The following is a 25,747-nucleotide window of genomic DNA, read 5'->3' as shown; positions in this document are numbered from 1 at the left end:
TACAAATAGCGCTCCTCATCCGATTGGGACGAGGAGCGCTAGCTCGCGGTGCCACCCAACTTGATCTTCAGCGCTGCAAGTAAGCAGACAGCACACCGGAAGCATGCTGAAGATCCTCTTGGTTCCGCGGTAACGGGCGGTGCCGGTTCACTTAGGGCACGCCGGGCAAGCCGACGCCTTGACGAGAACGCCTCCGAGTTGGATGCTCTTCATTGGCGAATAACCGTATCTAATTTGTTGATATCATTATATAGCATCTTTCCCAAAAGTCAACGCACTATTCGCCCACATGGTTGATAGTTTGCAGATAAGCGGTAAGCTCCTGAAGATTGCGCATCAAGCTGTCAACTGGAATATCTGCGCCAGCCGCCTTGCTGACGAGCTCCGCCGGAATGCAGCTGGCAGCTGACTTCAAGTCACGTCCCTTATTCGTTAAGGTAATGAATACATGCCGCTCGTCCTGTGCTCCCCGCTTCCGCTCAATCAACTGCTGCTGCTCCATCCGCTTGAGCATAGGTGTCAATGTTCCTGAGTCGAGGAACAGCTGCTGGCCAAGCTCCTTCACGGTGACATTGTCTTGCTCCCATAATGCAAGCAGTGTAATGTATTGTGGATAAGTTAGCTCCAGCTTCTCCAGCATAGACCGATAGAGCTTCGTTACTTCCTTGGATGCTGCGTAGATGGCGAAGCAGAGCTGTTGGTCCAGCTTGAGCATGTCGCTTGGCTGCATGGTGTTGTCCGGCTTAGAAGTCATGATGGTTTCATCTCCTGTTGTGCCTTACAGCAAGGCTTCTATATCTTCCTTCAGCTTAGAAGGGGACGTCTGAGGTGCATATCGCTTCATGACAATGCCCTTGCGGTCGATGAGAAACTTCGTGAAGTTCCACTTAATGTCAGTGCTTCCCAGCAGCCCCTTCTTCTCTGTTACCAAGTGTTGGAACAGCGGTTCTGCATTGTCGCCCTTCACATCAACCTTCGCAAACATAGGGAAGTTGACGCCATAATTCAATTGGCAGAACTCCATCGTCTCCTTCATGTCTCCAAACTCTTGATTGCCGAACTGGTCACAAGGGAACCCGAGAACGACCAACCCTTTGTCCTTATACTGATCATACAATTGCTGAAGCTCAGTAAATTGAGGGGTGAAGCCGCATTTGCTGGCAGTATTGACGATAAGGATTACATGACCTTCATAGCTATCCAACGATGTTACTTCTCCATTAGGCTTCTTAACGGAATAATCATATACCGTAGTCATTATTCGTTCTCTCCTTTGTTGTCATCATTGAGATGAAATGATGAATGGCAGTTTACACGTACATACACGCTTCATTCCTTCAAATCGGTCACGCCAAACATGTGACAGCTGTGAGGGAAGGGATGTGGCATAGTTGTTGTAATAGTTATAGCATGGAACACGAATAGATGCAATTGTATTTTGCAAAATTAAATTGTGTACAATATAATTAGGGTGGAGGTGCCTCTGATCGCACATCCGCAACAATTGTACACAAGACAGCTGCGCTTTCAAAGGCAATCCAAATGGCAGGTTACTGTCGTATCTAGGTAATAATCATAGCGTTACTTTGTCCACTCTATCCCATCCAATAGCGTTCAACAGAAACAGGGCTGCCCCGCTCCATGCTGGTTCAATAGCTATGGAGGAGATAGCCCAATCCCTTTTATCCTCGAATGAGCACTCCGATTGTATACAGAATCCAAATATGCACCGGATAGAAGACATAGAACATATACTTGGACCACTTGGCATGATAACCACGTGCTCCGTTGTAGAGCAGTATCGGGATAATTGCGAATATCATCATCCACTGGTAGTTCAGAACAAATAAATTGTCATAGGAGAATACTTCTTCAGTTGGGACACCGAGTGATCCGAGCCCTAGGGAGATAAGCAGCATTACGACTACGTATGCGAATGCCATCAGTCCCTTGCGCTCGCGGAACAGGTAGAAGATCAGTGTTATGGCCACACCAAGTATGGATGCTTCTGTAATTGATCCGCCAAAAATAGTAAGAATGATGTACAGGGTTCCTAGCGCATAGTTGCGAGACTGTTTCGTCCATTCGATAGCAGTTAGAAGAAGAAGCGCCAGCAGTAGGGATAAGAAGATATTGTTCATGATGCTGATAGACTCACTTGGCAGGGCGAGCGTAAGCAGTGTGCTGCCAAGTTTGGTAATGACCGCCCATGTAAATAAGCGGAGCATGTATTTGCCTCGGTTCCGTGTGTGGAAGAAGCCTTCTACAATGAAGTAGAAGAAGATCGGAGCGACAATGCGGCCAAGCCATCCGAACCATATAGGCATATCCGGCAGAAACTGCTTCATATGGTCAAGTAGCATAAGCGTTATGCCGAGCAGTTTTAATTTGAAACCATCCAAACGCACATTGAATCCTCCAATTCTATTCTGATGTTGTTGTTCGTAGGTGCCAGCTTAATTCGCTGTAGAATGGGAGCTAGTCAGCGTTGGCTCATAGATTTCCTTCATTCAAACATAATACTGCCTGCATACAGGATCCAGATATGGAGCGGGTAATACAAGTAGAATCCATATTTGGCCCACATGGACTGGTACCCGCGGCGCTGATTGTATAACCCAATGGGAATAATGGCGAATACCATCATCCACTGCGAATAGGTCCACAAGCTATATTCTTCGACCCACATCGCTGTCTCACCGTAAATGAACATATCGAACAAATCGAGCCCGACTGTGAACACGAGAGACGAGGTGATATATGCAATTGCCATCGCTCGCTTGCGTCCACGGAACAAATAGAACACGAGGGTCATGGATACGGCTAGCCAGCTGAATTCGACGCCAACAACCATAGCAACGGCTACCGCACAACAGAGCATCCATCCTGCAGCACCGGATTCGGAACGCAGCGTCCATTCATAGGATGCCAGTAGGACTAGCGCCCCGAGCATCGATAGAAAAATATTGTTCGGGATCGTACCGCCGGGCAGCAACTGGAGGAGTAATGTGCTTCCGATAGCCATGCAGGCAGCTCCAGCAGCAAGACGGAGCATATAACGCTTCCGATTGCGGGTGTATGTATAGCCTTCGATAAGCAGGAAGAAAAAGATGGGTGCTGATATGCGGCCGAGCCAATGAAAAGCGAGAGGTACGGAGTCCGGAAAGTATGCCTGTATATGATCCAATGTCATGAGCATGGCTGCAAGCAGCTTCAGCTGAAAGGCGTTGAACGACATAACTTTAGTTTCTCCTTTCCCTATATAAGCCATGCAAATTGCTAAACACAACACCCTTATCATATCAGAAGCCAGAAGTCGGTTGAAGGTCATGCTATAATAGGGGCAGCAGAATGAAGGGAAGGAATGGATGTATGAAATCACTCGTACTTGCAGAGAAGCCGTCGGTCGGTCGTGAGATTGCCCGGGTGCTTGGATGCCGCACGTCTCATAAACAATATTTCGAAGGGCCTGACTATGTTGTCACATGGGCATTAGGCCATTTGGTTGGATTGGCGGAGCCAGAAGACTATGATAAGAAGTATCAGACATGGAATCTAGAAGACTTACCGATGATCCCGCAGAAGATGAAGCTAAAGGTGCTGCGGGAGTCGTCTCATCAATTTAAGGTTGTTCAGCAGCTGTGTAAGCGACAGGATATTAAGGAACTGATCGTTGCAACAGATGCCGCCCGGGAAGGAGAACTCTTGGCGCGCTGGGTCATGGAAATGGTGAAGTGGAACAAGCCGTTCCGCCGCCTATGGATCTCGTCGCAGACGGATAAGGCGATTAAGGAAGGATTCCGCCAGCTGAAGCCAGGCAATCAATTCGATCGGCTGTATGAGTCTGCTCGCTGCCGGGCAGAAGCGGATTGGCTGATCGGCTTGAATGTGACTCGCGCCTTAACCTGCAAGTTCGAGACTCCATTGTCCGCAGGGCGTGTACAGACGCCAACGCTTGCGATGATGATGTCGCGCGAACAGGAGATTAAGAATTTCCGCTCTGAAGAATATGACACCATTCACGTCGATTGCGGCGGCTTCGAAGCGGTATGGCGCGGTACGAATGGAGATGGCCGCATTTTCAACGAACAGTCGGCGCAGGCAACAGCAGCCAAGCTGCAGAATGGTCGGCAAGCGGTCGTGACGGAACTGAAGAAGTCTACTAAGAGTGAGCCGCACCCGCTCGCTTATGACCTAACGGAACTGCAGCGGGATGCGAACCGCCGTTATGGATTCTCGGCCAAGCAAACCTCGAATGTACTGCAGCGTCTGTATGAGCAGCATAAACTCGTCACGTATCCGCGAACGGACAGCAGGTACTTGTCCTCAGATATGGTCGGTACATTGAAGGAGCGATTGAGCGCGATGGCGATCGGTCCATATGCTGTGGTTGCGAAGTCTCTCATACGCGGCAGTCTGTCTGTTACGAAGCGTATTGTGGACGACAGCAAGGTAACGGATCACCATGCGATCATTCCAACTGATGAGCCGCTGCGGTTGTCAGCATTGTCTACAGATGAGCGCAAGCTGTACGACCTGATCGCGCGGCGTTATCTGGCACTGTTCCTGCCTGCGGCGAAGTACGAGCAAGTCGCAGTTACCATCGAGATTGGCGGCGAACGACTATATGCGAAGGGCCGCACGATGCTGGACAGCGGCTGGCGCCAAGCCTATGAAGGCGATTGGGACGATGCGTCCTCGAATGAGGATCAAGAGCACGACAATCAATCGGCGTGGAATAAGGATCAGCGTCTCCCGAGTTTGACGCAAGGGGAGAAGCTTGCGGTAAAGCGGGTCATGACGCGCAGAGACCGCACCAAGCCGCCGGCACGCTATACGGAAGCGACTTTGCTGACACAGATGGAGAAACACGGCCTGGGTACGCCAGCAACTCGTGCGGATATTATTGAGAAGCTGGTATCTTCGGATACGATTGAGCGCCAAGGAGCTTCACTTCAACCGACTGGCAAGGGAGAGCAGTTGATTCGCCTTACCTCTGAACAACTGCGTTCACCCGAGCTTACTGCACGATGGGAACGGGAGTTGGAGCGCATTGCCCGCGGCGAAGCGCGCACATCATCGTTCATGAATCAGATTCGGGATATGACCGAACAGTTGGTCAAAGAAGTGAAGACGAGCAGCGCCGAGTACAAACCGCATAATTTGACGAACCGTCATTGCCCGGAATGCGGCTCGCGTCTGATGGAACGGAAGTCGAAACGCGGAACACGCCTTATCTGTTCCAGCAAATCTTGTGACTACAAGCGCTCTGACGAGAAGCAGCTATCGAATCGCCGCTGTCCACAGTGCCATAAGAAGATGGAGTTCAAGATCGGCAAGGCAGGCAAGTATGTACAATGTCTCGCATGCAATATTACAGAGAAGCTGGAAGAGGGCGGGGGCAAGGCGCGCAAGCATGAGACACGGAATTTGATTAAGAAATACGAGAAGCAGGAGTCAATCGGAAACAGTCTAGGGGATCTGCTGAAGGCAGCGATGGCGAAGCAGGAGGAGAAGTAAAAGTAAAAGTAAAAGTAAAAGCTGCAAGAGCTGCAAGAGCTGCAAGAGCAGCAAGAGCTGCAAGAGCAGTAAATAGATAAAAGAGACCTTGTGCTTACTGTGGGACTTCGAATTGAGTCAAACAATAGCGAATGGTGTTGAACCGTAAACAGCGACATCATACTTGTAAAATGAAGCGGCTTAGGAGGGTCGTATGGCCTATATGAGCATATGCTTCATTGTCATAGATAGGCCCTCTGTACCGATTCTTCGTGGTCAGAGGGCCTTTTTGTTAACTTTTTCATAGTCTTGTAACCATTTTCTTGAAATGGTAACAACATTGTCTCTATTTTTTGATAAAATATAGTGAGTTGTAATGTTTCTGTAATGCCCTAATGGTAGATTTATATTATAGTAGTTGTCGAAACAAGTCGCTAGAAGGAAGTGGATAAGGATAATGATGGATCGAGGTGTGGTGTCGGCCGGCAACCGTCGCCGTAAAAAACGCAAAAAGTTAATTGGACGCACCGTATTGCTCATGCTTCTTGTCGCCGTCGGCGTCGGAATATACGCTGGAGCGAAGAGCTTGCTCGGATCAGACTCAGCATCTGGCAGCGAATTGATCGTGACAGAAGTCGTTCCATTTGGAACAGCAGCACAAGTATCACAAGAGAAGGAATCACCGAAGGAGTATAACGGCTTAACACGCAAGGTCGCTTACTTGACATTTGACGACGGGCCGAGCAAATATTCCAATGATATGATGGACTTATTGGATAAGCATAATATTAAAGCTACTTATTTTATGCTTGGCGATAACATGAGACAATACCCGGATGCCGTGAAGCGCATGATGAAAGATGGACATTACCCAGGACTTCACAGTATGACACATGATTATGCGAAGCTGTACAAGAGCGGCGGCTCCCAGAACTTCATTAATGAATTCAAGGAAGCGCAGGGAATCGTTGAAGAATTGACAGGCTTCAAGCCTACGATGATTCGTGCCCCATATGGCAGCGCTCCGCAAATTGGTGAGTCATTCCGTAAGGATATCGCAGATGCAGGGTTTAAAATGTGGGATTGGACACTTGACTCTTGGGATTGGAAATATATCGGTCAACCAAATCGAGTACTAGAGCAAGTAAAGGCAGGTCTGACGGAAGATGTTGAAGTTATTTTGCTTCATGATCGTCAGCAGACCTTAGATGCATTGCCAGCCATTATTGATTACATTCAAAGCAAGGGCTACGAGTTCGAAGTGTACGACCCGAATGCGCATTTCGTATGCAATTTCCATCACGACAAACGATTGTAGCATAGGGATAGGAGGTTAACACATTGGCTAGTTGGAAAAAGCTAACCGCCGCTGTCGCGTTGGCATCCGTTCTGCTTATTGGCTTGACTGGATGCGGCGCTGCACCGACGACACAAATATTTGAAGGCTTCGAGAAGGCATCCGCAGCGGAAGCGGACGTTGCTGAAGCGGTGAAGACGCTGAGCACGCTGGAAGCGAAGGACAGCAAGCAATACAACAGCATCTTGTCTCAGGGCAAGCAGGACAATCGCAATGTACAGACGCTGATCGACAATTCGAGCAAGTCGCTTGAAGAGCGGACACAGGCGATGGATCAACTGAAGAGCATGCTGGACGACGCTCGCAAGAAGATGGGCGAGCTCGACGGCGCAATCAGCAATTTGAAGGAAGAAGGCTTGAAGAAGCAAGCAACAGAGGCATATAACGCTTATGTGAAGCGCTACGAAACCTTCACTTCCATGTACGAGAAGTATGGAAAATGGATTCAGCAAGAGCAAGCCTTGTATAACGAGCTGAAGCAGAAGGATACGAAGCTGAAGACAATTACGAAGGCTGTATCTGATCGCAACGAGGCTTATCGCCAGGTTGAGCAGTTGAAGATCCAGTTCAATGACTATACGAAATCGTTCAATACGAAGAAGTCTGAATTCTACAAGCAGGCTGGAATGCAAGTAACTGGCACAGAGAAGAAAGAAGGCGAAGGCGCGAATTCGTAAGTTATACGAAGTGAGCCGGACATACCGTGTCAGCAAGAAGCGGGCTATCGTATAGGAGAATCATCCGAATAGTAAAAGAAGAAAAGACCGTTCCGAAGCAGCTAGACTGCTTTGGAACGGTCTTTTTGTATGGTGTAAGAGCGCCGAATCCGAACAGGTAAACACATGGAATGAGCTCTATCTCTAGCTCCATGTTCGGTGTACGAAGTCTGCCACAATGAGAAAGACAACGTAAGAGACAAGCGCCGATGCAATATACGTTATCCCTACCTTGATTCGCTGCTGGAATAAGCGCACAACGCCAAGACTAAGCAGCGGACAGACGATGAGCAGGAAAAATAGGATCGTTACGAACAATTGTGGCGAGATTGAACTGATATCTACATACGTCATGGATATACACCTCTTTATAAGCGTTGCCATCAAGCAAGACAGTTATCGATCGTCTAACCTGAATCAGTGGTCTTCCTACCAAGCATTGTGATAAGGATCACAGTTTCTATTATATCGATTTCACAGCCGCTCGTCTGTCATTTCGCTTCCAATATTAAGGCGATTTTAAGGCGAAATTATGACGATGGAAGGAGATGCAAGCGAGCATTGACAGGTTCGAATCACGGATTGTACGATGTGAACATATACGTGTGTACCATGATCAAATGAAAGGGTATCTTCACACAAATGATGGAAGGCATCATGCTATAATCGAAATACGGCATATGAGTATATTTAGTGATGTAAGCAGTTACAAAAAACAAATAGAAAGAATGGGAAGGCGAGGAGAGCAATCAATGGTGCAGTATATGGTTGGGATTGATCTGGGCGGAACGAACATTGTATGTGGGTTGGTCAATGAGCAATATGAGCTGATAGCCAAGGTAAAGCGGCCGACAGAGGTTGATCTTGGTGTAGAGCATGTATTGAATAAAATGTCTGATATGGTTGATGAACTGTTCGTCACGGCAGGGGTGGATCGCAGTCTTCTTATAGCGGTTGGAGCTGGGATTCCGGGTTTCATTGATCCAGTGCGCGGCGTATGTGTGTTTGCATCCAACTTGAAGTGGGACAACGTAGATGTATCTGGTCGACTTGGCGCTAAGGTAGGCGTACCAGTTTTTATTGATAATGATGTGCGTATGTATGTATTTGGTGAGGCGATGAGCGGTGCAGGACGCGGTGCAGGAGTTGTACACGGGGTCACGATTGGTACGGGGCTTGCGGCTGCGACGGTTGTCAATAGAGAGCTTCACTATGGTAGTGGCTTCATGGCAGGCGAATTGGGGCATGTAGCGATTGATGGCGAGACGACGCCATGCGGTTGCGGCTTGACGGGCTGTCTAGAGACTGTCGTATCCGCCACTGGCATTGCGCGACAAGCGAAGGAAGCGCTTGAGCAGGGTCGCGAGAGCTTGCTGCGCACACCATTTGAGCGCGGTGAACTGACCGCAGCTCACGTCTCACAGGCTTACGATAAAGGCGATGAGCTCGCAATCGAGATTATGACGCATACAGGGCAGGTGCTTGGTAAGGGTTTGGCGTATTCCATCTCGCTGCTCAGCCCGGATATGATTGTAATCGGCGGCGGCGGTGCACTTGCAGGTGAACGTATTATGAAGCCTGTACGAGACACATTGAAGCGTTATGTGTATCACGGTTATTTGGAGCGTTTGACGATACGCCAAGGAGAGCTGATTGATGACGGAGGCGTTATTGGGAGTGCAGCCTTTGCGAAAAGCCGTGCAGAGAAGCTCGGACACGTGTCTGTATAAGAGGAAGAGAGACAAGATAATCGGGAGGAACGGGTAACGATGTCGGATCGAGATGTTCTGAATTTCCCCTACGGTGCTGATATCACCGAGCGAATGCTTCAAGAGCGCATTGTCGCAATATTCCGCGGCTATACAGGAGAACTTGCTAATAGAGCGGCGGAGGCGTTGGTGGCAGGCGGCATTCAATTCATGGAAGTGACGATGAATACAGAGCAAGCTACAGCGATTATCTCCCATTGGCGTGAGCGATTTGCGGGGCGGGCCTATATCGGTGCAGGCACAGTGATTGATTTGCCCTCGGCTCGTGAAGCATTGGAATGCGGAGCGCAGTTCCTCATCTCTCCGAATTTGGATGAAGAAGTAATCGCATATGCAGCTGAGCGTGGAATCGATGTATGGCCTGGAGTACTAACACCTACTGAGATTGTACGAGCGTGGAAGGCAGGGGCGAAGGCCGTCAAGCTATTCCCGCTTGGTACATTGGGGCCTGAATACATCCGAGAGATCCGAGGTCCTCTTGATCACATTCCGATCATTGCAACAGGAGGAGTCGACTTACATACGATATCCGCATACGGAACTGCAGGAGCGTCCGCATTCGGACTTGGTTCCAAGCTTCTTCCCAAGGAATATATGAATTCGGGCAATGATGAAGCCCTCACTGCAAATGCAATTCAGTTCGTTGAGGCGGTTCGCATGCTTGATCCCGTTCGGCGATGACCAGAAATCCATAGAGCGTGGAACGGGTGTGAAATCATGTGATTGCGTGAATGATATACATAGATCTTAATTCGAATCAATTCTACGGTAGTGGTGTAAAGAGAGGCGAATCCTATGGCTATGCTGTGGACATATGGAATAGGCACACTCGTGCTTGCTGGCAGTGCCGCAAGCGGTACTTGGATGCTTGCGGTGAAGAGTCAGTCCCCGCGTCCGATTCCGATACATAAGGAACCGGAACGTCCCTTCGATCGAGTGGTGTTCGAAGGGACTGCATCCCTGCAAGGGTGGTTCATATGGGGCAAAGGGAACTCCCCTGCGAAGCGAGCGCCGGTTATCGTAATCTCGCACGGATGGGGATCGAACCGAGCGAGGGTGATGAGGTACGCGATCCCGCTGGTAGATGCAGGTTTCAATGTATTGGTCTACGACGTGACAAGTCACGGCGAGAGCGGGGCCGTAAAGGCACCATCGGCGCTGTTATTTCGTGATGATATGCTGGCCGCAGTCCGCTACGTACGTCAAAGGCCGGATGTAGATCCGGATCGGATTGCAGTCCTCGGCCATTCCTTGGGAGGCTTCGGTGCGGTTTTGGCCCTTGAGGAAGGGCTGAACGTAAGGGCAATTGTAACGGATTCCATGCCGTCCCGCCCGCTGTCCATGGTAGAAGCTGAGCTCAGACGGCGCAAGCTGCCGGCATTTCCGCTGGCAGTGGTTATACCTCGTATATGGCTTTATCGCTCCCGTATTCCGGTTGCAGTATACGACGGCTTGGATGTAGGTCAAATCTTAGCCGACCATCATGTGCGGACGGCAGGCAGGATCCCCGTCTATATGGTTCATTCTCGACTAGATGGATTTATTCCCCCTAGTGAGCTTGAGCAGCTTGTTGAACGCTTACCGTATGAGCAATCGCATCTCTTTGTTGATACGAATGGGCATAGCTGTTCGGAGACTGATTCGCGTTTCTGGGCGGAAGTGATCCCATTCTTCAAGCGTCAATTGGATATATAGGGATAAGCAAGCCCATCTCTTCTCTCTAAGGCTTGACCTTCTGGGGGAGAGGTGGGCTTGTATGTTTTCGTACACTGAGAATAACTTTTTTTAATATTTTTTATAGGCAAATGCTGCATCGGTTCGCTACCCCTCGTCATATTCCTCATGTTCGAATCGCTACAATCCTTCGGAATACGATGCAATTCCCGGCTCTTGCTGCCGCAGCATGTCGAGCGCGACAGAAAGGCAGCGAATTCACACTTTCGATTGGCACGCTATAACTAGACAGCTTTTGCGATAGCGCTATGTTACGCTACCTAGCACACATAGGCGGATGTTCTCCGCTGATGCGAAGGTGGTGAAGGCATGTACATCGATTCACAGACTCCATCGCGCCTACAGCGAGCGAGGCAGAGGCGAGCGAGGAGATGGATTCGATTCCCTAGAGTCTCTATATTCCGAATGCTGATGCTGGGAAGTGTTCTGTTGGGAATCATGGTTGGCTTCGCTTTATGGCCTACGGTTGAGGCGCGCTCATCTATGATAACGCTGCATAGTCAATCGGAGATGAAACAATGGCTGAGCGAGCAGTTCACTCGCAGAGAAGCGGCCATTTCATTTCGATACGAAGGTGACACGAAATCCTTAACAGAGATGGCAGGCAAGTCCTTGTCGGCAGCATTATACTCGGATCCGTTCATTCGGTATAACATCAGCAAGTACTCCTATCAATGGAAAGGCAGTACGGATTCTGCAGTCGTCAATGTGTATGTGGACTACCGTGAGACGTACGAACAGTCACAATATGTAAGGGAGCAAGCCAAGGAAATCGTAAGAAACATAACGAGTCTAGGACAATCCCCGCATCTCAAAGTAAAAGCAATTCATGATTATATTGTCAGTCACGTGACCTATGACGAGGGTATGACGAAATTTACTGCCTATGAGGCGCTAACGGAAGGTACAACCGTATGCCAAGGATATGCGCTGCTCATGCAGGCTATGCTGGAAGAGGCGAACATTCCATCCAAGATTGTCGAGGGTAAGGCGGGCGGATTGCTCCATGCTTGGAACCTGATTGAACTTGATGGGAAATGGTATCATGTTGATGCGACATGGGACGACCCGCTTCCGGATCGAGGCAAGCAGGTACGCTACACGTACTATATGCGCACCGATGCGGAGATGAGAACCGATCATGATTGGGAGGAAAGTACGGAGCTTCCGAAGGCTAACGACCCTTATGAGCATGTCTTGAATCAGATGCGCCAAGGGACGGACAAGAGCCTGCGCTCATTCGTTACAGAGTTGGAGCGCGGCTGGAGTCCGGATGTGCTGCTTCCAGAACGGCAGGTCAAGGATGTGAACGGACTAGTAGAACGCTATCGGTCTGCACAGAAGGCGAACCGGGAGCTGTTCCAGATTCGCTATATAGGCAACGAACTGGACCTGCGGGCAGACCTGCATGATATGTTGGACAAGCTCGGATTGTCCACTCCGTTCGAATACAGAGTATCTACGTTGAATAACAGTGATGACCTATTGGTCGATATTCAGCTTCAGAAATAAGGGGACAATAACATCAGTATGAGAGCTGTGTGGGAAACCACATTAGGAATTAAATTCACAACAAGAATGAAATCATAGGAATGAATAACAGGAGTTTTAACTACGAGAAGAAGCGGTGGGACTATCTAACAAAGGCCCTGCTTTACGCAACTAAATGCGTGAAGCAGGGTCTTATTTCATAGATGATATGGAGATTGATTATTTATGGTCGAACTTGCATTCTTCGAGTGGAATGACCTTCGTCCGATGCTTGAACTTGTAGCCAAACCATATGATTAGGAAGAGCGGCAGACCGATGTAGGTCATCATCAACCCTTGCCAGTCGATCGCTTCTCCGAGGAAGGCTTGATAATTCTGACCAAGTACAACGAACATACAGAGCGCGAAGGCGAAAATCGGACCGAACGGGAAGAAGCGGGCACGATAAGGCAGCTCCTTCAGGTCATGACCTTGCTTGTTGAATGCTCGTCGGAATCGGTAATGACTGACTGCAATGCCTAGCCAAGCAATGAATCCACACATGCCGGATGCACTCAGCAGCCACGTATAGACAATCCCATCTCCGAAAAAGCTGGCTAGGAATGCCATCATGCCGATGATGCTGGTCATAATAAGCGCATTGACCGGTACGCCGCGCTTGTTCAGCTTGCCAAGGAACTTCGGCGCCTTGCCTTCCTTCGCAAGCACCCAGAGCACGCGTGTTGAGGCGTACATGCCAGAGTTGCCCGCGGACAGCACGGATGACAAGATGACTGCATTCATAACTGAAGCGGCGAATGCGAAGCCGGCCTTCTCGAATACGAGCGTGAATGGGCTCGCATTGATATTATTGACCTCGCTCGATAGCAAGCTTGGATGTGTATATGGAATGATCATTGCGATAACGAATATCGCCAGAACATAGAAAAGCAAAATGCGCCAGAATACTTGGCGAATCGCTCGCGGTACACTCTCGCTTGGATTTTCGCTTTCGCCGGCGGCAACACCGACAAGCTCCGTACCTTGGAACGAGTACCCAGCAACCATAAATACACCAAGAATCGCAAAGAATCCGCCATGGAATGGCGCATCTCCGATATGGAAGTTCTCGAATCCGATACGTTCTCCGCCGATGATGCCGAATATCATCAATACGCCAGTAACTAGGAAGATGATGACGGTCGAGATTTTAATTATTGCGAACCAATACTCAGACTCTCCGTACCCTTTAACGGAGATGAAATTCAATAAGAAGATGATGCTTAAGAACAGGAAGCTCCATATGAAAGAGTTGCTGTTCGGGAACCAATATTTAATGATAAGCGTAGCTGCGACTAACTCCGATGCGATCGTGATTGCCCAGTTGAACCAGAAGTTCCAGCCAAGCGCAAATCCGAATGCAGGATCTACAAATCGCGAAGCATATGTGCTGAATGAGCCGGAATCCGGCATGTAGGTCGCCAGCTCGCCAAGACTTGTCATTAAGAAATATACCATGATGCCGACTGCAGCATATGCGAGAAGCGCACCTCCGGGGCCAGCCTGTGCAATGGCGCCGCCGCTGGCAAGGAACAATCCAGTGCCAATGGAGCCGCCAAGCGCAATCATGGTCAGGTGGCGTGTCTTCAGGCTTCTGCGAAGCCCTTGCTCGTTGTGTTGCTTACTCATGTTGCTCACTCCTGTTCTAATCTTAGTATTACCGGAAAGGAGCGGAGAACATAAAAAAACCGCTGAAGCGTATACGTTCAAACGGTTTGACCGTCCCCATCATACCCTTCCTTAAAGATAGCGCATCATACGTAGACGGGTAATCTGCGTATGACAGTGTCGTGCCTATTCGACAGCGACCCCAGCATGCGTCCCGGAAGCGGGTTACGCGAACTTCGGCGGTTGTTCCTTCCCATTCGAATCATTGGCTTCTTCCTGCCTCCGCGAATGTACTCTTAACAACCGCAACCTCTACCTCATCGTGGAATAGGATGAGGATTTGTTGCACTATGAAGATGGCCAAGCCATCATTGTTACTTATATTTGCTAAGTATAATGAAACGAAGCGGTAAGTTCAATGTTAAAAAGTAGAAATCTGATCTAGGAAAGTTGTGTATGATTTCAAACATTTGAGCTGAATAATCCAAAAATATTTTTAAAAAAGGAATTTTACTCCTTGCAAGCGGTTTCTCGCATGGTATAAGATGGATGAAAAGAGAGCGCAAGTTGGGAAACATCTATACGAACCAAATACGAACCAATAGGGACAGACATTTAGGGAGGCATGGGAAATGAAGAAGGTTACTGTAGCATTGCTTGGAGCCGGTCAACGCGGGGAAATCTATACGGATTATGCGATTGGCCGTTCGTATGAGATGGAAGTTGTCGCTGTGGCAGATCCGAGTGCAGCCCGCCGTCAGCGTATTGCCGATAAGCATGGCATTCCTGCAGAACGCCAATTTTCCTCTTGGGAAGAATTATTCTCTCAGCCGAAGCTTGCTGACGCTGTGTTTATTTGTACGCAAGATAAGATGCACTATGAACCTACGATGGCAGCACTAGGAGCAGGCTATCACGTGATGCTGGAGAAGCCCATGTCTCCAGAGCCAGTAGAGTGTATTAAGATGGGGCAGGAGGCGAAGAAGAGAGGCCTTGTCTTCTCAATCTGTCATGTACTGCGTTACACGAACTTCTTCGCTACACTGAAGCAGATGTTGGAAGAGGGAAGAATCGGCCGCCTTATGTCCATTCAGCATAATGAGAATGTTGCTTACTGGCATCAGGCGCACAGCTTCGTGCGCGGCAATTGGAGCAATTCGGCACAGTCCTCTCCAATGATTCTGCAAAAGTCCTGTCACGATATGGACATCCTGTTGTGGCTTGCTGGTGCCGAGTGTACCCATATTTCTTCCTTCGGCACATTGTCGCACTTCCGCCCAGAAGGTGCGCCGGAAGGCGCAACGAAGCGCTGTCTGGATGGGTGCCCTGTCGCTGATGAGTGCCCATACTATGCGCCAAAGTGGTATTTGACGGATGACATTGGCTGGCCGACATCGGTTATTGCGGATGATATGAGCTACGAATCTCGCCTCCAGGCCTTGAAGGTAGGCCCATATGGCCGCTGCGTATACCACTGCGACAATGATGTGGTTGACCATCAAGTGGTGAACATGGAATTCGCGAACGAGGTAACCGCGGTATTCACTATGACGGCGTTCACTTACGACTCCGGTCGTACGTTGAAGTTGATGGGAACGACTGGTGAAATTCGTGCTCACATGGAGAAGAATGAGATTGAAATCATTCATTTCAAAAATGGCTTTAGAGAGCTGCTCAGCCTGCAAGCACCAGGCGGACATGTTGGACATGGCGGCGGTGACCAAGGTCTCGTGAAGGACTTCCTGAGGCTGGTAGAAGCGGAGGGTGCATTGCAAGGACGTACATCCGCTGATATATCTGTTCAAAGCCATATGATGTCATTTGCGGCGGAGAAGGCACGTATAGAGAAGCGTACTATCTCTATTGAAGAGTTCGTCCGCGAGCAATTGGCGAACGAAGCAGAGCCCGCAATGAACTAATTCTATTTGTAAATGTCAGAAGCTCTCCGGATTACTCACGGAGAGCTTTTTCTAATGTAAGGGTTTCTTGTTGATGATCCCATTCTAGTCGAATACGAATAGGTTCTTGAAGTTGTTTTAACTCTTTAATCCGGTATTTGTAATGTGCGGCATAATGTGAAGAGTTAAGATCAGATATAGAATCAGAGCGTTCAAAATCCGGATTTGTGAGACGGAATGATAAATCCTGTATATGCTGTTCTGGTCCATGATACTTTATATCCAGCGTAAATGATTCCGTATCTGTTGGTTGAGAAAGCTGCACGTCCCAATCCAGGCTTGCTGCCTTATAAATGGTGGTCTCTTGCGTGCATCCGACTAGTGCAGGGAGTATGCATCCGAGTAACATAATGGAAATGAATCTTCGTCGTAGATGTATCATGACAGACCTACCTTTCATTGTTGTTAAATGAGAAGGGCAAGGGGAAGGAGTCTTATTCGTGTCAGAATATGAATGCACCTCCTGTAATATGGAATATATTATACCGTAATGGACAGTAATGCCGATGTATTCGAGGCAATAAAAAGGCTGACTCTGTACCTAACAGAATCAGCCTTTACAGGGCAGTTGTATAAGTGGAAAAGCTATTACGAGTAATTCAGGGTTCTGGCGATTTGACCTTGACTTAACCGATCGACTGCTTCATAAAGCGTGGGTATTGTACCCATGCGAGTACAAGTGCAGCGATTCCGATACCGAGCAGAATGACTGCATTCAGCCACACATCCTGTACATGAGCGCCGTGGGAAATGATGCGCTTCAGTGCATCCTGCGCCCAATATTGAGGAAGCAATTGGCCGATCGTCTGCATGAACTTCGGCATCATTTCATGCGGGAACCACAGCCCGCCAATCATCGCACCGCCAAGCGCGATCAATTGGGTAATGGCAAGCCCTTGATTCTCGCCCTTAGCGATAAGGGAGATGAAGAGGCCAAGACCCGTTACACAGATACCAAGTGCTGCGACGACTAATGCGATAGCGAGCACATCACCGAGCTGCATGCCATAAACGAAGTGTCCGAACGCCAGCAGTACCGCGCTTTGGAAGAGAACAACGATAATATAAGGAACCCACATGCCGACTAAATAGTTGAGCGGTTTCATTGGTGTGCTGCACAGGCGCGCCGTCATCCCGCTTTCTTTGTCCCGAATGAAGCGGCGAACCATCGAGATAATAATGAAGAACACGAACATAACGGTATAACCAGGAACGACTTGACTAACCATATCAACAGGAACAACGTTCTCCATCTGCTCCTTAACTACGAATGGCGGGGTGAAGATTTGCTTCATCTCTTCGCCCTGAATTCCTTTGGCTGCAAGCTGCTCCGCAGCGCTTACCTGACGCTGCTCATCGACGATTCGCCCAAGCACAGCTTTGATTGGAGCCGTTGAGGTGTTGTCGTTCTCGTCGCGATAGAGTGTCATTTCAGCAGAGCCTTTGCCTGATTTCATGCTGGCTTCAAATCCTTGCGGAATGAGCAGGAGGGAGGATTGCTTGCCATCACGTATACTTGTAATTTGTTGATCAAGAGTGCGTTCTGTATCTTCCTTCAGTTGGAAACCTTGCACTTTGGCTAACGATGCAACAATCGCTTTCGAAGCAGGAGACTGATCCTGATCGACATAATTTAACGTGATGCTGGAGTTCCCCATATTGCCGAACACAGAGGCAAACACCACGATGAAGATGATAGGCATAAGGATGAGCCAGAAGAAGGTACCCTTTTCCTTAAGCAGCAATTGGATTTCCTTGCGTGTGAAGCTGGTAATCATTCGAATTCTCCTCCTTGAATCGTACTCTTGCGAATACTTTGCGCTCCAAAGCGCCTATTACGCATCCCGCAGGGATGTACCGGTTAAGTTTAAGAACACCGTTTCTAATGAAGGCTGCACGATTTCGAGACGAGTAACCTTCGCTTGCTGCTGAAGGCAAAGTTCAGATATACGGTTCATCGTTGTCAGCGTATCGTCGGTATCAATAATCCAGCCCTCTTCATGGGCAGTCACTGTGCCAGGAATCGAATCGAAGGAAATTGCAGTCTGCTTATCCGTTTCGACATATACGGAATTCGTGCCGTGCTGCACGAGCAGTTCATGCAGGACGCCTTGAGCAATGACCGAGCCGTGGTCGATAATGGCGAGTTCCTCGCAGAGTGCTTCGACTTCTTCCATATAGTGAGTCGAGTAGATGATGGATACCCCTTCTTGCTTCAGCTTGCGAATCATCTCGAAGATATGATTGCGCGATTGTGGGTCAATGCCGACTGTAGGTTCATCCAGCACAAGCAGCTTCGGACGGTGGAGGAGTGCAGCAGCGATGTTCACGCGACGCATCATGCCGCCAGAGAAGGTGCCAACGGCATCCTTAGCGCGATCCAGAAGCCCCACCTGTGTTAGTACGGTTGAGATGCGTTCCTTCAACTGGCTTCCTTTTAAGCCATACAATTCTCCAAAAAACTTCAAATTATCGTACGCACTGAGCTTCTCATACAAGGTGATGCCTTGGGGGACATAGCCGATTATGTTCCGCACCTTGGCGGCTTCTTTAACGGCATCTATCCCAAATACACGCAGAGCGCCGCTATTCGGTTGGAGAATGCCGGAGATGATCTTCATCGTCGTCGATTTGCCAGCTCCGTTCGGGCCAAGCAGGCCAAAGCAAATTCCCGGACGGACTTGGAATGAAATACTGTTCAGTGCGGTGTGATTCCCATACTTTTTATGCAAATTCGATACATCAATAGCCAGTGTCATCTTAATTGAACCTCCTTGAGTTAACCCTCCACTTGTTTGTTCATCAGAACGGTTGCTGCGCTTATGAGAATTCCAGACAAGAGAATAATGCCAAGCGCAATCCACCCGAATTCATGAGACTGAACGATAAATATCTCATTCGGATTCTGCGCAAGTTGGAGCTTGTTGAGATGTGGTGATTTCAAGATCCAGAACAGGGAATTCCCCGAAAAACCATATACGATCCACAGCATTGGAGTTAACGGCTTCAAGCGAGAACGACTGACCACTCCTGTAAGCGTACCGAAAGCTGCCATGAACGGAATGACCATCATGATTACGCCGTACCAGATCGCTGATGTCTGCATGAAGGCGGTAAGACTGTGAAAATCGAAATTTCCTTTTAAGATTAACGCATAGGCAACGAACAGCTGGGCACCGACCCAGAAGATAATATGCATGATAACTGCTGTACAAATGCTAGCTGCATACTTCGATAGGATAAGCGATCGCCTTGGATAAGGGAGTGTCAGCCACCATCCGGCAGTACCGTTTTTCCATTCCCGTATGACGATGCCAAATGCAATGACGAAAGTAATATATGGGAAGCCGAAGGACATAAACATGACCCCGTATGGATCAAGATTGTCGGCAAATACAGCTGCAAAAATGAGTCCGATGAGGATGCCTGCTGCAACGTAGAACATCCACCATTTGTTCGAGTGTTTGGCCGAGTTTCTGCGGCGGAATTCATCCTTAACTAGAAATAAAAAGGTGCTTGTATTCATCCGTATTCTCCTCTCTTAGCGGTATAGGGTGCGGTAGACGGATTCCATCGAGCCTTGTTCACTGCGCAGCTGCTCGACGTCGCCCTCCAGCACCACTTGACCGTTATCCATGAATACCACGTAGTCGAACAAGCTCTCCGCTTCGTGTATTTCATGCGTGCTGATTAACACGGTCTGCTCACGTTCTGCCAAGTTATCGATGATCGCCGAAATAATGCGTTCTCGCGATATGAGATCGATACCAGAGAACGGTTCATCCAGCACGAGGAGAGGAACATTCCGTGCCATACACATGCTTAGCATTAGCCGTGCTTCTTGTCCTTTGGACATGCCGCGCACAGGCATATCGGACTGCAATTTCATGAAGGAGATGAGTTCCTCTGCCCGCTTCCGGTCGAAGCCAGGCCATAGGTGCTCTGCCCAATCCAGTGCTTGTTTGACCGAATGTTTTTCGAACCAGCGTGCGCGGTCAGGCAAATAAGCGATTTCCCTGTTCGTCTCCCAGCTTGGTTGGCGGCCGAGTACCTCAACCGTTCCTTGCTCCGGTTGAACCATGCCTGCGATCATACGGAACAAGGTGGACTTGCCTGCACCATTCGCTCCTAGAATTCCGACAACCTTACCTGTTGGGACTTCAAGAGAAAAGTCGTGGAGGGCGAGCTTCTTCCCGTAGCGCTTCGTAATATGCTCGACTCTTATCGCTGTAGACTGACTCATACTTCCTTTCCTCCCTCATGATTTAATAGGTTTTGAATATCGTCCAGTGTATATCCTATGCTGTACATTTTCGTTAAAAACTCCTGTATCGCCTCTTCCGCCAAAGAGGTTCGTATACTCACCACAGCCTCGGCGTTCGACGTAATAAACGTTCCTTGTCCTCGGCGTGTCTCTGTAAGCTGATCCCGTTCGAGCTCTTGGTAAGCGCGCATGACCGTATTCGGTGTAATTTTGAGCGATTGCGCAAGTTCCCGTACCGAAGGAATTTTCTCACCCAATGCGATTTCTCCTTTCGCGATGGAGCTTCGGATTTGATTAAGTACTTGTTCGTAGAGTGGTTTGCTTAAGTCCAACGTGAATCGCATTCCGCCAACCATCACGTCATTCAATGAGCTCCCTCCTTTGGTGTATTATTTGTATACAGTGTATTATATCACTTGATACACTTAATACAATAGGCAAAATGAAAAAAATAGAAATAAATTTATGAACAGCGGATTTTAGTGGAGAGAAGCGGCTCTCTGTTCATGCAAGATTAGGCGGTACGAAAAACACAGATGCTGTCATGCAAATTTAGATAGGTGCGCATAATATGGATAGTCCTACAAAATGAAATAGGATCGAAAAAAGAGCAGCGTCCCATTGCTTGCGCATGGATTGCTGCTCTTTCTATTGGTTTTCCTTTTAAGATTAATCGCCTTGTCCACGTAGACGGGCCATTTGCTGCCAGACTGTTCCGACAGCCTCTTCGCCGGAACGGATGCGTTCGATCGCCATGCGTGCTTGCAAGGCAACCTCGAATTCGGGATCTTGAGCGGCGTGCTCAAGTGCTGTCAGCGCACGGTCATCACCAGCTTCATAGAGGAAGCGGGCTGCGCGCCAGCGCACGAGCTTATTCTTATCTTGGAGAGCTTCGATCATCGGTTCGATCCCAATCGGATCACCGATATCGGATAGCGTATCTCCGGCTGTGCGGCGAACACTAACGGAAGTATCCTTGAGAGCTTCAATGAGAAGGGGCATACATTCGTCGGTTTTGATTTCCCCTAAATACACAACAGCAAGGCGGCGTATCTGGCTCTGCTCATCATGAAGCGCCTTCGCAATGAGTTCAAGCCGTTCTGGCGTCGGTTCCATTCGATCCAGAGCTGCGTAACGAACACGCCAATCTGGATTATTCAGATGCTGCTTGAGTTCTTCATCTGACCATTCTCGGCGCTCTTCAATAAATGGCTCATCTGTGCGTCCCTTTGCGATCGCTTGCTTCACAAGGGAAGCTACACGTTCTTCGGTATAGGCTGCTTCCAGTTCCTGTTCAACCTCGCGTGCAATGTCCGCAAGCTCTCCGTAACGAATTCCGTAGTCACTGAGCTTGCGTTCCTTGATTAGAGTGGCGCTCGCTACTTCCGTTACTGCACGAACGAAGCGATCGGAGAGGCCGACGCGCTCTTCCTGTCCATTGGCCTGCACTCGAATTTGCATCGGGATGCTGCGGAAGTATTGCACATATACCTGTGCCTCACCGAATGATGTCCAAGAAGCCAGATCTTCCTCTTGGGTGCTGTCAGCTTGCGATTGTCCGAACAGGCCGCGAACTTCATCAAGGATACGAGCCCAGTCTGCGTTCGGGAAGCGGTCTAGCGCGATAAAATCAGCGGTATGGAATACGCTCTTCACGCCCTCGATGTCGAGCAAGCTAGCGATCAGCGGGGGAGCAGAGCGTCGATTGTCTTCTGAATAGGTACGGCGAATGCCGGCAGGCAATGCTTCGTCCAAGTGGAGCTTCATGGAATTCGGACTTGGCGTCGGTTCAATTGTGATTAAGTTCATTGACATACACCTCCGTTGGCGTGTGGTTTGCTTCTATTGTATCTTATCGGAGAGTGGGGAACAATGAAGGCAACATGCTTGCAGTTGTCAGGCATTTCATTATTGCCCGGTGAAGGGGATTAGGCTGCAGTCTGTAAGGTGGTTGGATCATCTCAATTTGTGTAATACATAGTAAAGAAGGATTCGACCAAAGCAGAAGAGCATGCATAGGATGGAAGGACGTCAGCAGCTGTGAATAGCGACCGTCAGATGGTATGGAGTCAGGTAACTGAAGTCGAATTGGTGATGGAGACAGGGTTCTGGTATGCTAAAGATTAGGAGATAGTATTTGTCATTCGTCCCGTTTTGCAAGGGGTAGCCCTTGTCATTCGATCCGAATTTTTCGCAAAGAGGTGGTGCTTATGAAGCGCTATTACGTCAATATGGACGATGTGACAACGGTTAAAGCATGGAATCAATTTCGGCGTTGGCAAGCAGAGCGCAAAGAACGATTAAAGACAAAGGATTATTCCTATGTCGTACCAAATGTAAAGCCGGATATTGCTCGCTTGAACGCTAATCGAACTGAGACAACGATTACGTGGATCGGTCATTCGACCTTCCTGCTGCAAATAGGTGGATTGAACATTGTCACGGATCCGGTATGGGCTGCAAGAATGGCGACACAAGCTAGGCTTGCTCCGCCGGGTATTCCGATTGAGGAAATGCCCCCAGTCGATGTTGTTCTCATCTCGCATTCGCATTACGATCATCTGCATATACGGTCATTACGGCGATTGGTTGGGCCGAACACGATGCTGATTGTACCTGACGGGCTGCTTAGTAAGCTGAGACGCAAAGGATTTTCCATTATACATGAACTGGCCTGGTGGGAGCATATAACCGTGGCGGATCGAGTAAAAATTACGTTTGTACCAGCACAGCACTGGACGCGTCGGACGTTGACAGATATGAATCGTTCCCATTGGGGCGGTTATATTCTTGAGCATGTTGCGCAAGAGAAAAAGACATCCGGAAGTTCAGATTCAGCCGGGACGTCAACAGACGACGGCTCTCCAGCGAATCAATCGAGTCAGGAGATCGTACGTGAGACGATATACTTTGCGGGCGATAGCGGATATTTTCGTGGGTTTGAACTTATCGGCCAGCGCTTCCACATTGATGTAGCCCTATTGCCGATTGGCGCATACGAGCCGGAATGGTTTATGTCGCAGCAGCATGTTTCCCCAGAGGAAGCATTGCAGGCATTTGAAGATGTGAAGGCAAAAGTGATGATCCCGATGCATTATGGAGCGTTTAAGCTGGCTGACGATACACCGCGGGAGGCGCTTGATCGGCTGGAAGCGGATCGGGTGAAGCGGGGAATTGCGCGCGAGCGAATTCATATATTAGCGCACGGTGAATTGTGGAGCTATGCAGAAGCATTTGGTCAATCCGTTCAGCATGCTCAAGCTGCGTCGCCTAAGGCACGAATGAAATCGCAATAAGCTACATGCGAGGCATACACAAAGATACACGTGAAAAAGTAAAAGCGGAATAACGTATAGAAGGGCTGTCCCGTAAAGGTGGAAACTAGTGGGTCAGTCTCATAAGCAATGCAAAGCCGCCTCCAACTCCACGGAAGAAGTGGGGATGGAGGCGGCTTTCTTAAAGATGTCTCATACGAATGAATGGAACCCGAATTCAATAGCAACGTCTAGGACAGCCCCGTTCGTGTTAGAGATATCGGTTGGTATGGGCTCGCATTATTTACGCTTGTTCGGTCGGCTGCTCAACTTCGACAGCTTTTTGTTGTTCTGTACGTATTGCCGGGCAAGCTGCGCATTCTCCGAACGGCGCATGTATGCAATTTCACGTTGGAGCTTTTGATAGCCGCGAAGTCTGCTGGAATCCAGCTCGCCTGTATGAATAGCCTCACGTACAGCACAACCAGGCTCTCTCTCATGCTTGCAGTCGCTAAATCGGCATTGATCTGCAAGGCTTTCAATATCCTCGAAGGTATTCGACAAGCCTTCACTATCGATAGCGGTCATGCCGACTTCTCTCATGCCCGGCGTATCAATGAGCCATGCCCCGCCCTGCAGACGGAGAAGCTCGCGATGCGTTGTTGTGTGGCGGCCGCGGTCATCATCTGAGCGAGCGGCTTGTGTCAGCATTTGCTCGGTACCCGTAAGTGCATTCGCAAGCGTGGACTTGCCAACGCCGGAAGAACCGACGAGCACGATGGTCATGCCTGGGGCAATGCGCGCGCGCAATTCGTTCATGCCTTCACCGGTCATTGCGGATACGCGGAACACGTCAACGCCAGGGACGGCCTGCATGGCTTGCGCCTCGAACAGCTCTGGGTCGTCCGCCTCATCTGACTTCGTCAGCACAACGGCCGGCATGGCGCCGCTATCCCACGCAAGGGCGGCATATCGCTCTAAGCGACGCGGCTCGAAGTCGCGTGACATCGACGTAACGAGCAGCGCAATGTCTGCGTTCGCGGCGACGATTTGAGTGTCGCGGCGACCTCCCGCTACCTTGCGTCCGAACGTGCTGCGGCGAGGCAGTACGCCCACAATCGTAGCTCGTCCTTCTGCTTGTCTAGGTGCCACGGCCACCCAATCGCCGACTGTCGGCCAATCACTGAGCAGTGCCATTCCTGCCCGTGCCTGTCCAGACAGCTCGGCCAGCCATTCTCCCTCCGCGCTAACGACGCGATACAGATGCTTATGTGCCAGCGCTACGCGTGCAGGAACTAGCTGGCCTGCGTATCGGCGTGCGGTAGACTCTTGAAGCTCTTGAATCCAAGACTCCCAAGTGCTTGACCACGCTTCATCGAAGCCAAGATCCTGCAAATCTTGCACAGTACGATCCAATTGTTCTTCCATGTTCAATGTGTTGCTTTCAGTTATAGCCTCTTGCACGGAGCAAGTATCTGATAAAAGAGGTGAATCATGCTTAACTTCATTATGGGTACTTGTATGTTGATTATTTGTATTCAAATCTGAATTCTCCCTTGTTATGCGGCGTGTAGCCGCTTCATAGTGAACTTGGTCTTACCTGCGAATGAACGACATTGCGGCACGGTCAAGTTCGGGAGAGACAGACGTTTCAGGCGACACTAGCGTCGTCAATAGCTTACTGGTATTTCATGAAAATTGTACGATGCGCTAGGCGCTGAAATGTTCCTCCCGAACGTTATATACAATGCTGTTTATCATATAACATCCCTCGCTTTCTTCTTACGGTCGATTTTGATCACGAAGCTGTACAGGGAGCATCTCGGCTTCGAATCTTGCATTCAATCTCGAAGTCCAGTGCTCATGTAGTCCCGCCTACACTCCGCGCTTCCTTCTTCGATTTCAAGCAACCTTCTCGGTGCTGAAAATCGACTTTTTTGAACAGAGATTTTGATCATTCCAGAATGCGTGCTGTGTTAAGCAAAGCGGATTTATGGAATGGAAAAAAACATACCTTAGGCCGCGGTCGCACATCTTGGAATTTTTCGATAAGAGTTT

Annotated in this window: 23 protein-coding genes and 1 riboswitch; of the genes, 9 read left to right on the top strand and 14 right to left on the bottom strand. The window is 49.2% G+C overall.

Translation table 11 applies throughout. The annotated features are described in order from the left end of the window. Window positions 1-277: 277 nt before the first annotated feature. The 4 genes from M3661_RS22650 to M3661_RS22635 form a co-directional block, all read right to left on the bottom strand. A complete protein-coding gene (locus tag M3661_RS22650) occupies window positions 278-754 on the bottom strand; it encodes a MarR family winged helix-turn-helix transcriptional regulator (RefSeq protein WP_251488818.1) in 477 nt (158 codons plus the stop codon). Window positions 755-778: 24 nt separating this feature from the next. After that, complete coding sequence (locus M3661_RS22645) at window positions 779-1,258, bottom strand: glutathione peroxidase (RefSeq protein WP_251488816.1); 480 nt, start codon at window positions 1,256-1,258, stop codon at window positions 779-781. Between the two features lie 424 nt (window positions 1,259-1,682). Further along, window positions 1,683-2,408 (bottom strand): TraX family protein, encoded by a 726-nt coding sequence (locus M3661_RS22640; RefSeq protein ID WP_251488814.1) that lies wholly within the window; start codon window positions 2,406-2,408, stop codon window positions 1,683-1,685. Between the two features lie 98 nt (window positions 2,409-2,506). Further along, a complete protein-coding gene (locus M3661_RS22635; RefSeq protein ID WP_251488813.1) occupies window positions 2,507-3,238 on the bottom strand; it encodes a TraX family protein in 732 nt (243 codons plus the stop codon). A 134-nt stretch (window positions 3,239-3,372) separates the two neighbouring features. Here M3661_RS22635 and M3661_RS22630 point away from each other — a divergent pair, with 134 nt between their 5' ends. From M3661_RS22630 to M3661_RS22620, 3 genes are all read left to right on the top strand, one after another. After that, the gene (locus M3661_RS22630) at window positions 3,373-5,520 is read left to right on the top strand and encodes a DNA topoisomerase III (protein WP_065292837.1); all 2,148 of its coding nucleotides are present in this window, start codon (window positions 3,373-3,375) and stop codon (window positions 5,518-5,520) included. Window positions 5,521-5,956: 436 nt separating this feature from the next. Next, window positions 5,957-6,817 (top strand): polysaccharide deacetylase family protein, encoded by an 861-nt coding sequence (locus M3661_RS22625; protein WP_021254750.1) that lies wholly within the window; start codon window positions 5,957-5,959, stop codon window positions 6,815-6,817. 23 nt (window positions 6,818-6,840) lie between these two features. Next, window positions 6,841-7,533, top strand: coding sequence for a YkyA family protein (locus M3661_RS22620; RefSeq protein ID WP_251488810.1), 693 nt, complete (start codon window positions 6,841-6,843; stop codon window positions 7,531-7,533). A gap of 183 nt (window positions 7,534-7,716) precedes the next feature. Here the strand turns inward: M3661_RS22620 and M3661_RS22615 are convergent, their stop codons facing one another. After that, window positions 7,717-7,926, bottom strand: coding sequence for a hypothetical protein (locus M3661_RS22615; protein WP_065293907.1), 210 nt, complete (start codon window positions 7,924-7,926; stop codon window positions 7,717-7,719). 401 nt (window positions 7,927-8,327) lie between these two features. On the opposite strand from M3661_RS22615, the gene M3661_RS22610 reads away from it, so the two are divergent. The 4 genes from M3661_RS22610 to M3661_RS22595 all read left to right on the top strand — a co-directional run bounded on the left by M3661_RS22610 (window position 8,328) and on the right by M3661_RS22595 (window position 12,587). Then, window positions 8,328-9,302 (top strand): ROK family protein, encoded by a 975-nt coding sequence (locus M3661_RS22610; protein ID WP_397376544.1) that lies wholly within the window; start codon window positions 8,328-8,330, stop codon window positions 9,300-9,302. Window positions 9,303-9,341: 39 nt separating this feature from the next. Continuing rightward, window positions 9,342-10,022 carry a bifunctional 4-hydroxy-2-oxoglutarate aldolase/2-dehydro-3-deoxy-phosphogluconate aldolase gene (locus tag M3661_RS22605; protein ID WP_251488804.1) on the top strand — a complete coding sequence of 227 codons (681 nt, stop codon included), beginning with the start codon at window positions 9,342-9,344 and terminating at the stop codon, window positions 10,020-10,022. A gap of 114 nt (window positions 10,023-10,136) precedes the next feature. Further along, complete coding sequence (locus M3661_RS22600; RefSeq protein ID WP_065293910.1) at window positions 10,137-11,036, top strand: alpha/beta hydrolase; 900 nt, start codon at window positions 10,137-10,139, stop codon at window positions 11,034-11,036. A 348-nt stretch (window positions 11,037-11,384) separates the two neighbouring features. Then, complete coding sequence (locus M3661_RS22595) at window positions 11,385-12,587, top strand: transglutaminase domain-containing protein (protein WP_065293911.1); 1,203 nt, start codon at window positions 11,385-11,387, stop codon at window positions 12,585-12,587. A 198-nt stretch (window positions 12,588-12,785) separates the two neighbouring features. On the opposite strand, the gene M3661_RS22590 is transcribed toward M3661_RS22595, so the two are convergent. Then, window positions 12,786-14,234 carry an amino acid permease gene (locus M3661_RS22590; RefSeq protein WP_251488801.1) on the bottom strand — a complete coding sequence of 483 codons (1,449 nt, stop codon included), beginning with the start codon at window positions 14,232-14,234 and terminating at the stop codon, window positions 12,786-12,788. 110 nt (window positions 14,235-14,344) lie between these two features. Further along, window positions 14,345-14,536, bottom strand: a riboswitch (Lysine riboswitch). Between the two features lie 309 nt (window positions 14,537-14,845). Here M3661_RS22590 and M3661_RS22585 point away from each other — a divergent pair. Next, window positions 14,846-16,132, top strand: coding sequence for a Gfo/Idh/MocA family protein (locus M3661_RS22585; protein WP_065293913.1), 1,287 nt, complete (start codon window positions 14,846-14,848; stop codon window positions 16,130-16,132). Window positions 16,133-16,163: 31 nt separating this feature from the next. Here M3661_RS22585 and M3661_RS22580 read toward each other — a convergent pair whose 3' ends face one another. The 7 genes from M3661_RS22580 to M3661_RS22550 form a co-directional block, all read right to left on the bottom strand. Next, window positions 16,164-16,553 (bottom strand): hypothetical protein, encoded by a 390-nt coding sequence (locus M3661_RS22580; protein WP_065293914.1) that lies wholly within the window; start codon window positions 16,551-16,553, stop codon window positions 16,164-16,166. 244 nt (window positions 16,554-16,797) lie between these two features. Beyond that, on the bottom strand, window positions 16,798-17,949 hold the full coding sequence (locus M3661_RS22575; RefSeq protein WP_021254738.1) for an ABC transporter permease: 1,152 nt from the start codon (window positions 17,947-17,949) through the stop codon (window positions 16,798-16,800). 57 nt (window positions 17,950-18,006) lie between these two features. Next, window positions 18,007-18,930 carry an ABC transporter ATP-binding protein gene (locus tag M3661_RS22570; protein WP_251488798.1) on the bottom strand — a complete coding sequence of 308 codons (924 nt, stop codon included), beginning with the start codon at window positions 18,928-18,930 and terminating at the stop codon, window positions 18,007-18,009. 20 nt (window positions 18,931-18,950) lie between these two features. Beyond that, window positions 18,951-19,697 (bottom strand): ABC transporter permease subunit, encoded by a 747-nt coding sequence (locus tag M3661_RS22565; RefSeq protein WP_251488795.1) that lies wholly within the window; start codon window positions 19,695-19,697, stop codon window positions 18,951-18,953. Window positions 19,698-19,712: 15 nt separating this feature from the next. Further along, a complete protein-coding gene (locus M3661_RS22560) occupies window positions 19,713-20,414 on the bottom strand; it encodes an ABC transporter ATP-binding protein (protein ID WP_251488792.1) in 702 nt (233 codons plus the stop codon). Beyond that, the gene (locus tag M3661_RS22555; protein WP_251488790.1) at window positions 20,411-20,803 is read right to left on the bottom strand and encodes a GntR family transcriptional regulator; all 393 of its coding nucleotides are present in this window, start codon (window positions 20,801-20,803) and stop codon (window positions 20,411-20,413) included. Before M3661_RS22555 ends, M3661_RS22560 begins: the two co-directional genes overlap by 4 nt. Window positions 20,804-21,104: 301 nt before the next feature. Next, window positions 21,105-22,244 (bottom strand): virulence factor, encoded by a 1,140-nt coding sequence (locus tag M3661_RS22550; protein ID WP_251488787.1) that lies wholly within the window; start codon window positions 22,242-22,244, stop codon window positions 21,105-21,107. 401 nt (window positions 22,245-22,645) lie between these two features. Between M3661_RS22550 and M3661_RS22545 the strand changes: the two genes are divergently transcribed. Then, window positions 22,646-23,731, top strand: a complete 1,086-nt coding sequence (locus M3661_RS22545; RefSeq protein WP_251488784.1) for an MBL fold metallo-hydrolase — start codon at window positions 22,646-22,648, stop codon at window positions 23,729-23,731. A gap of 258 nt (window positions 23,732-23,989) precedes the next feature. Here M3661_RS22545 and rsgA read toward each other — a convergent pair whose 3' ends face one another. Further along, a complete protein-coding gene (gene rsgA, locus M3661_RS22540) occupies window positions 23,990-25,231 on the bottom strand; it encodes a ribosome small subunit-dependent GTPase A (RefSeq protein ID WP_251488781.1) in 1,242 nt (413 codons plus the stop codon). Window positions 25,232-25,747: the final 516 nt, after the last annotated feature.

It is taken from the genome of Paenibacillus sp. MER 180 (genome assembly GCF_023713665.1).
In the GTDB taxonomy this organism is placed as follows: Bacteria; Bacillota; Bacilli; order Paenibacillales; family Paenibacillaceae; genus Paenibacillus_B; species Paenibacillus_B suaedae.
This window is presented reverse-complemented; position numbering and strand designations above follow the sequence as displayed.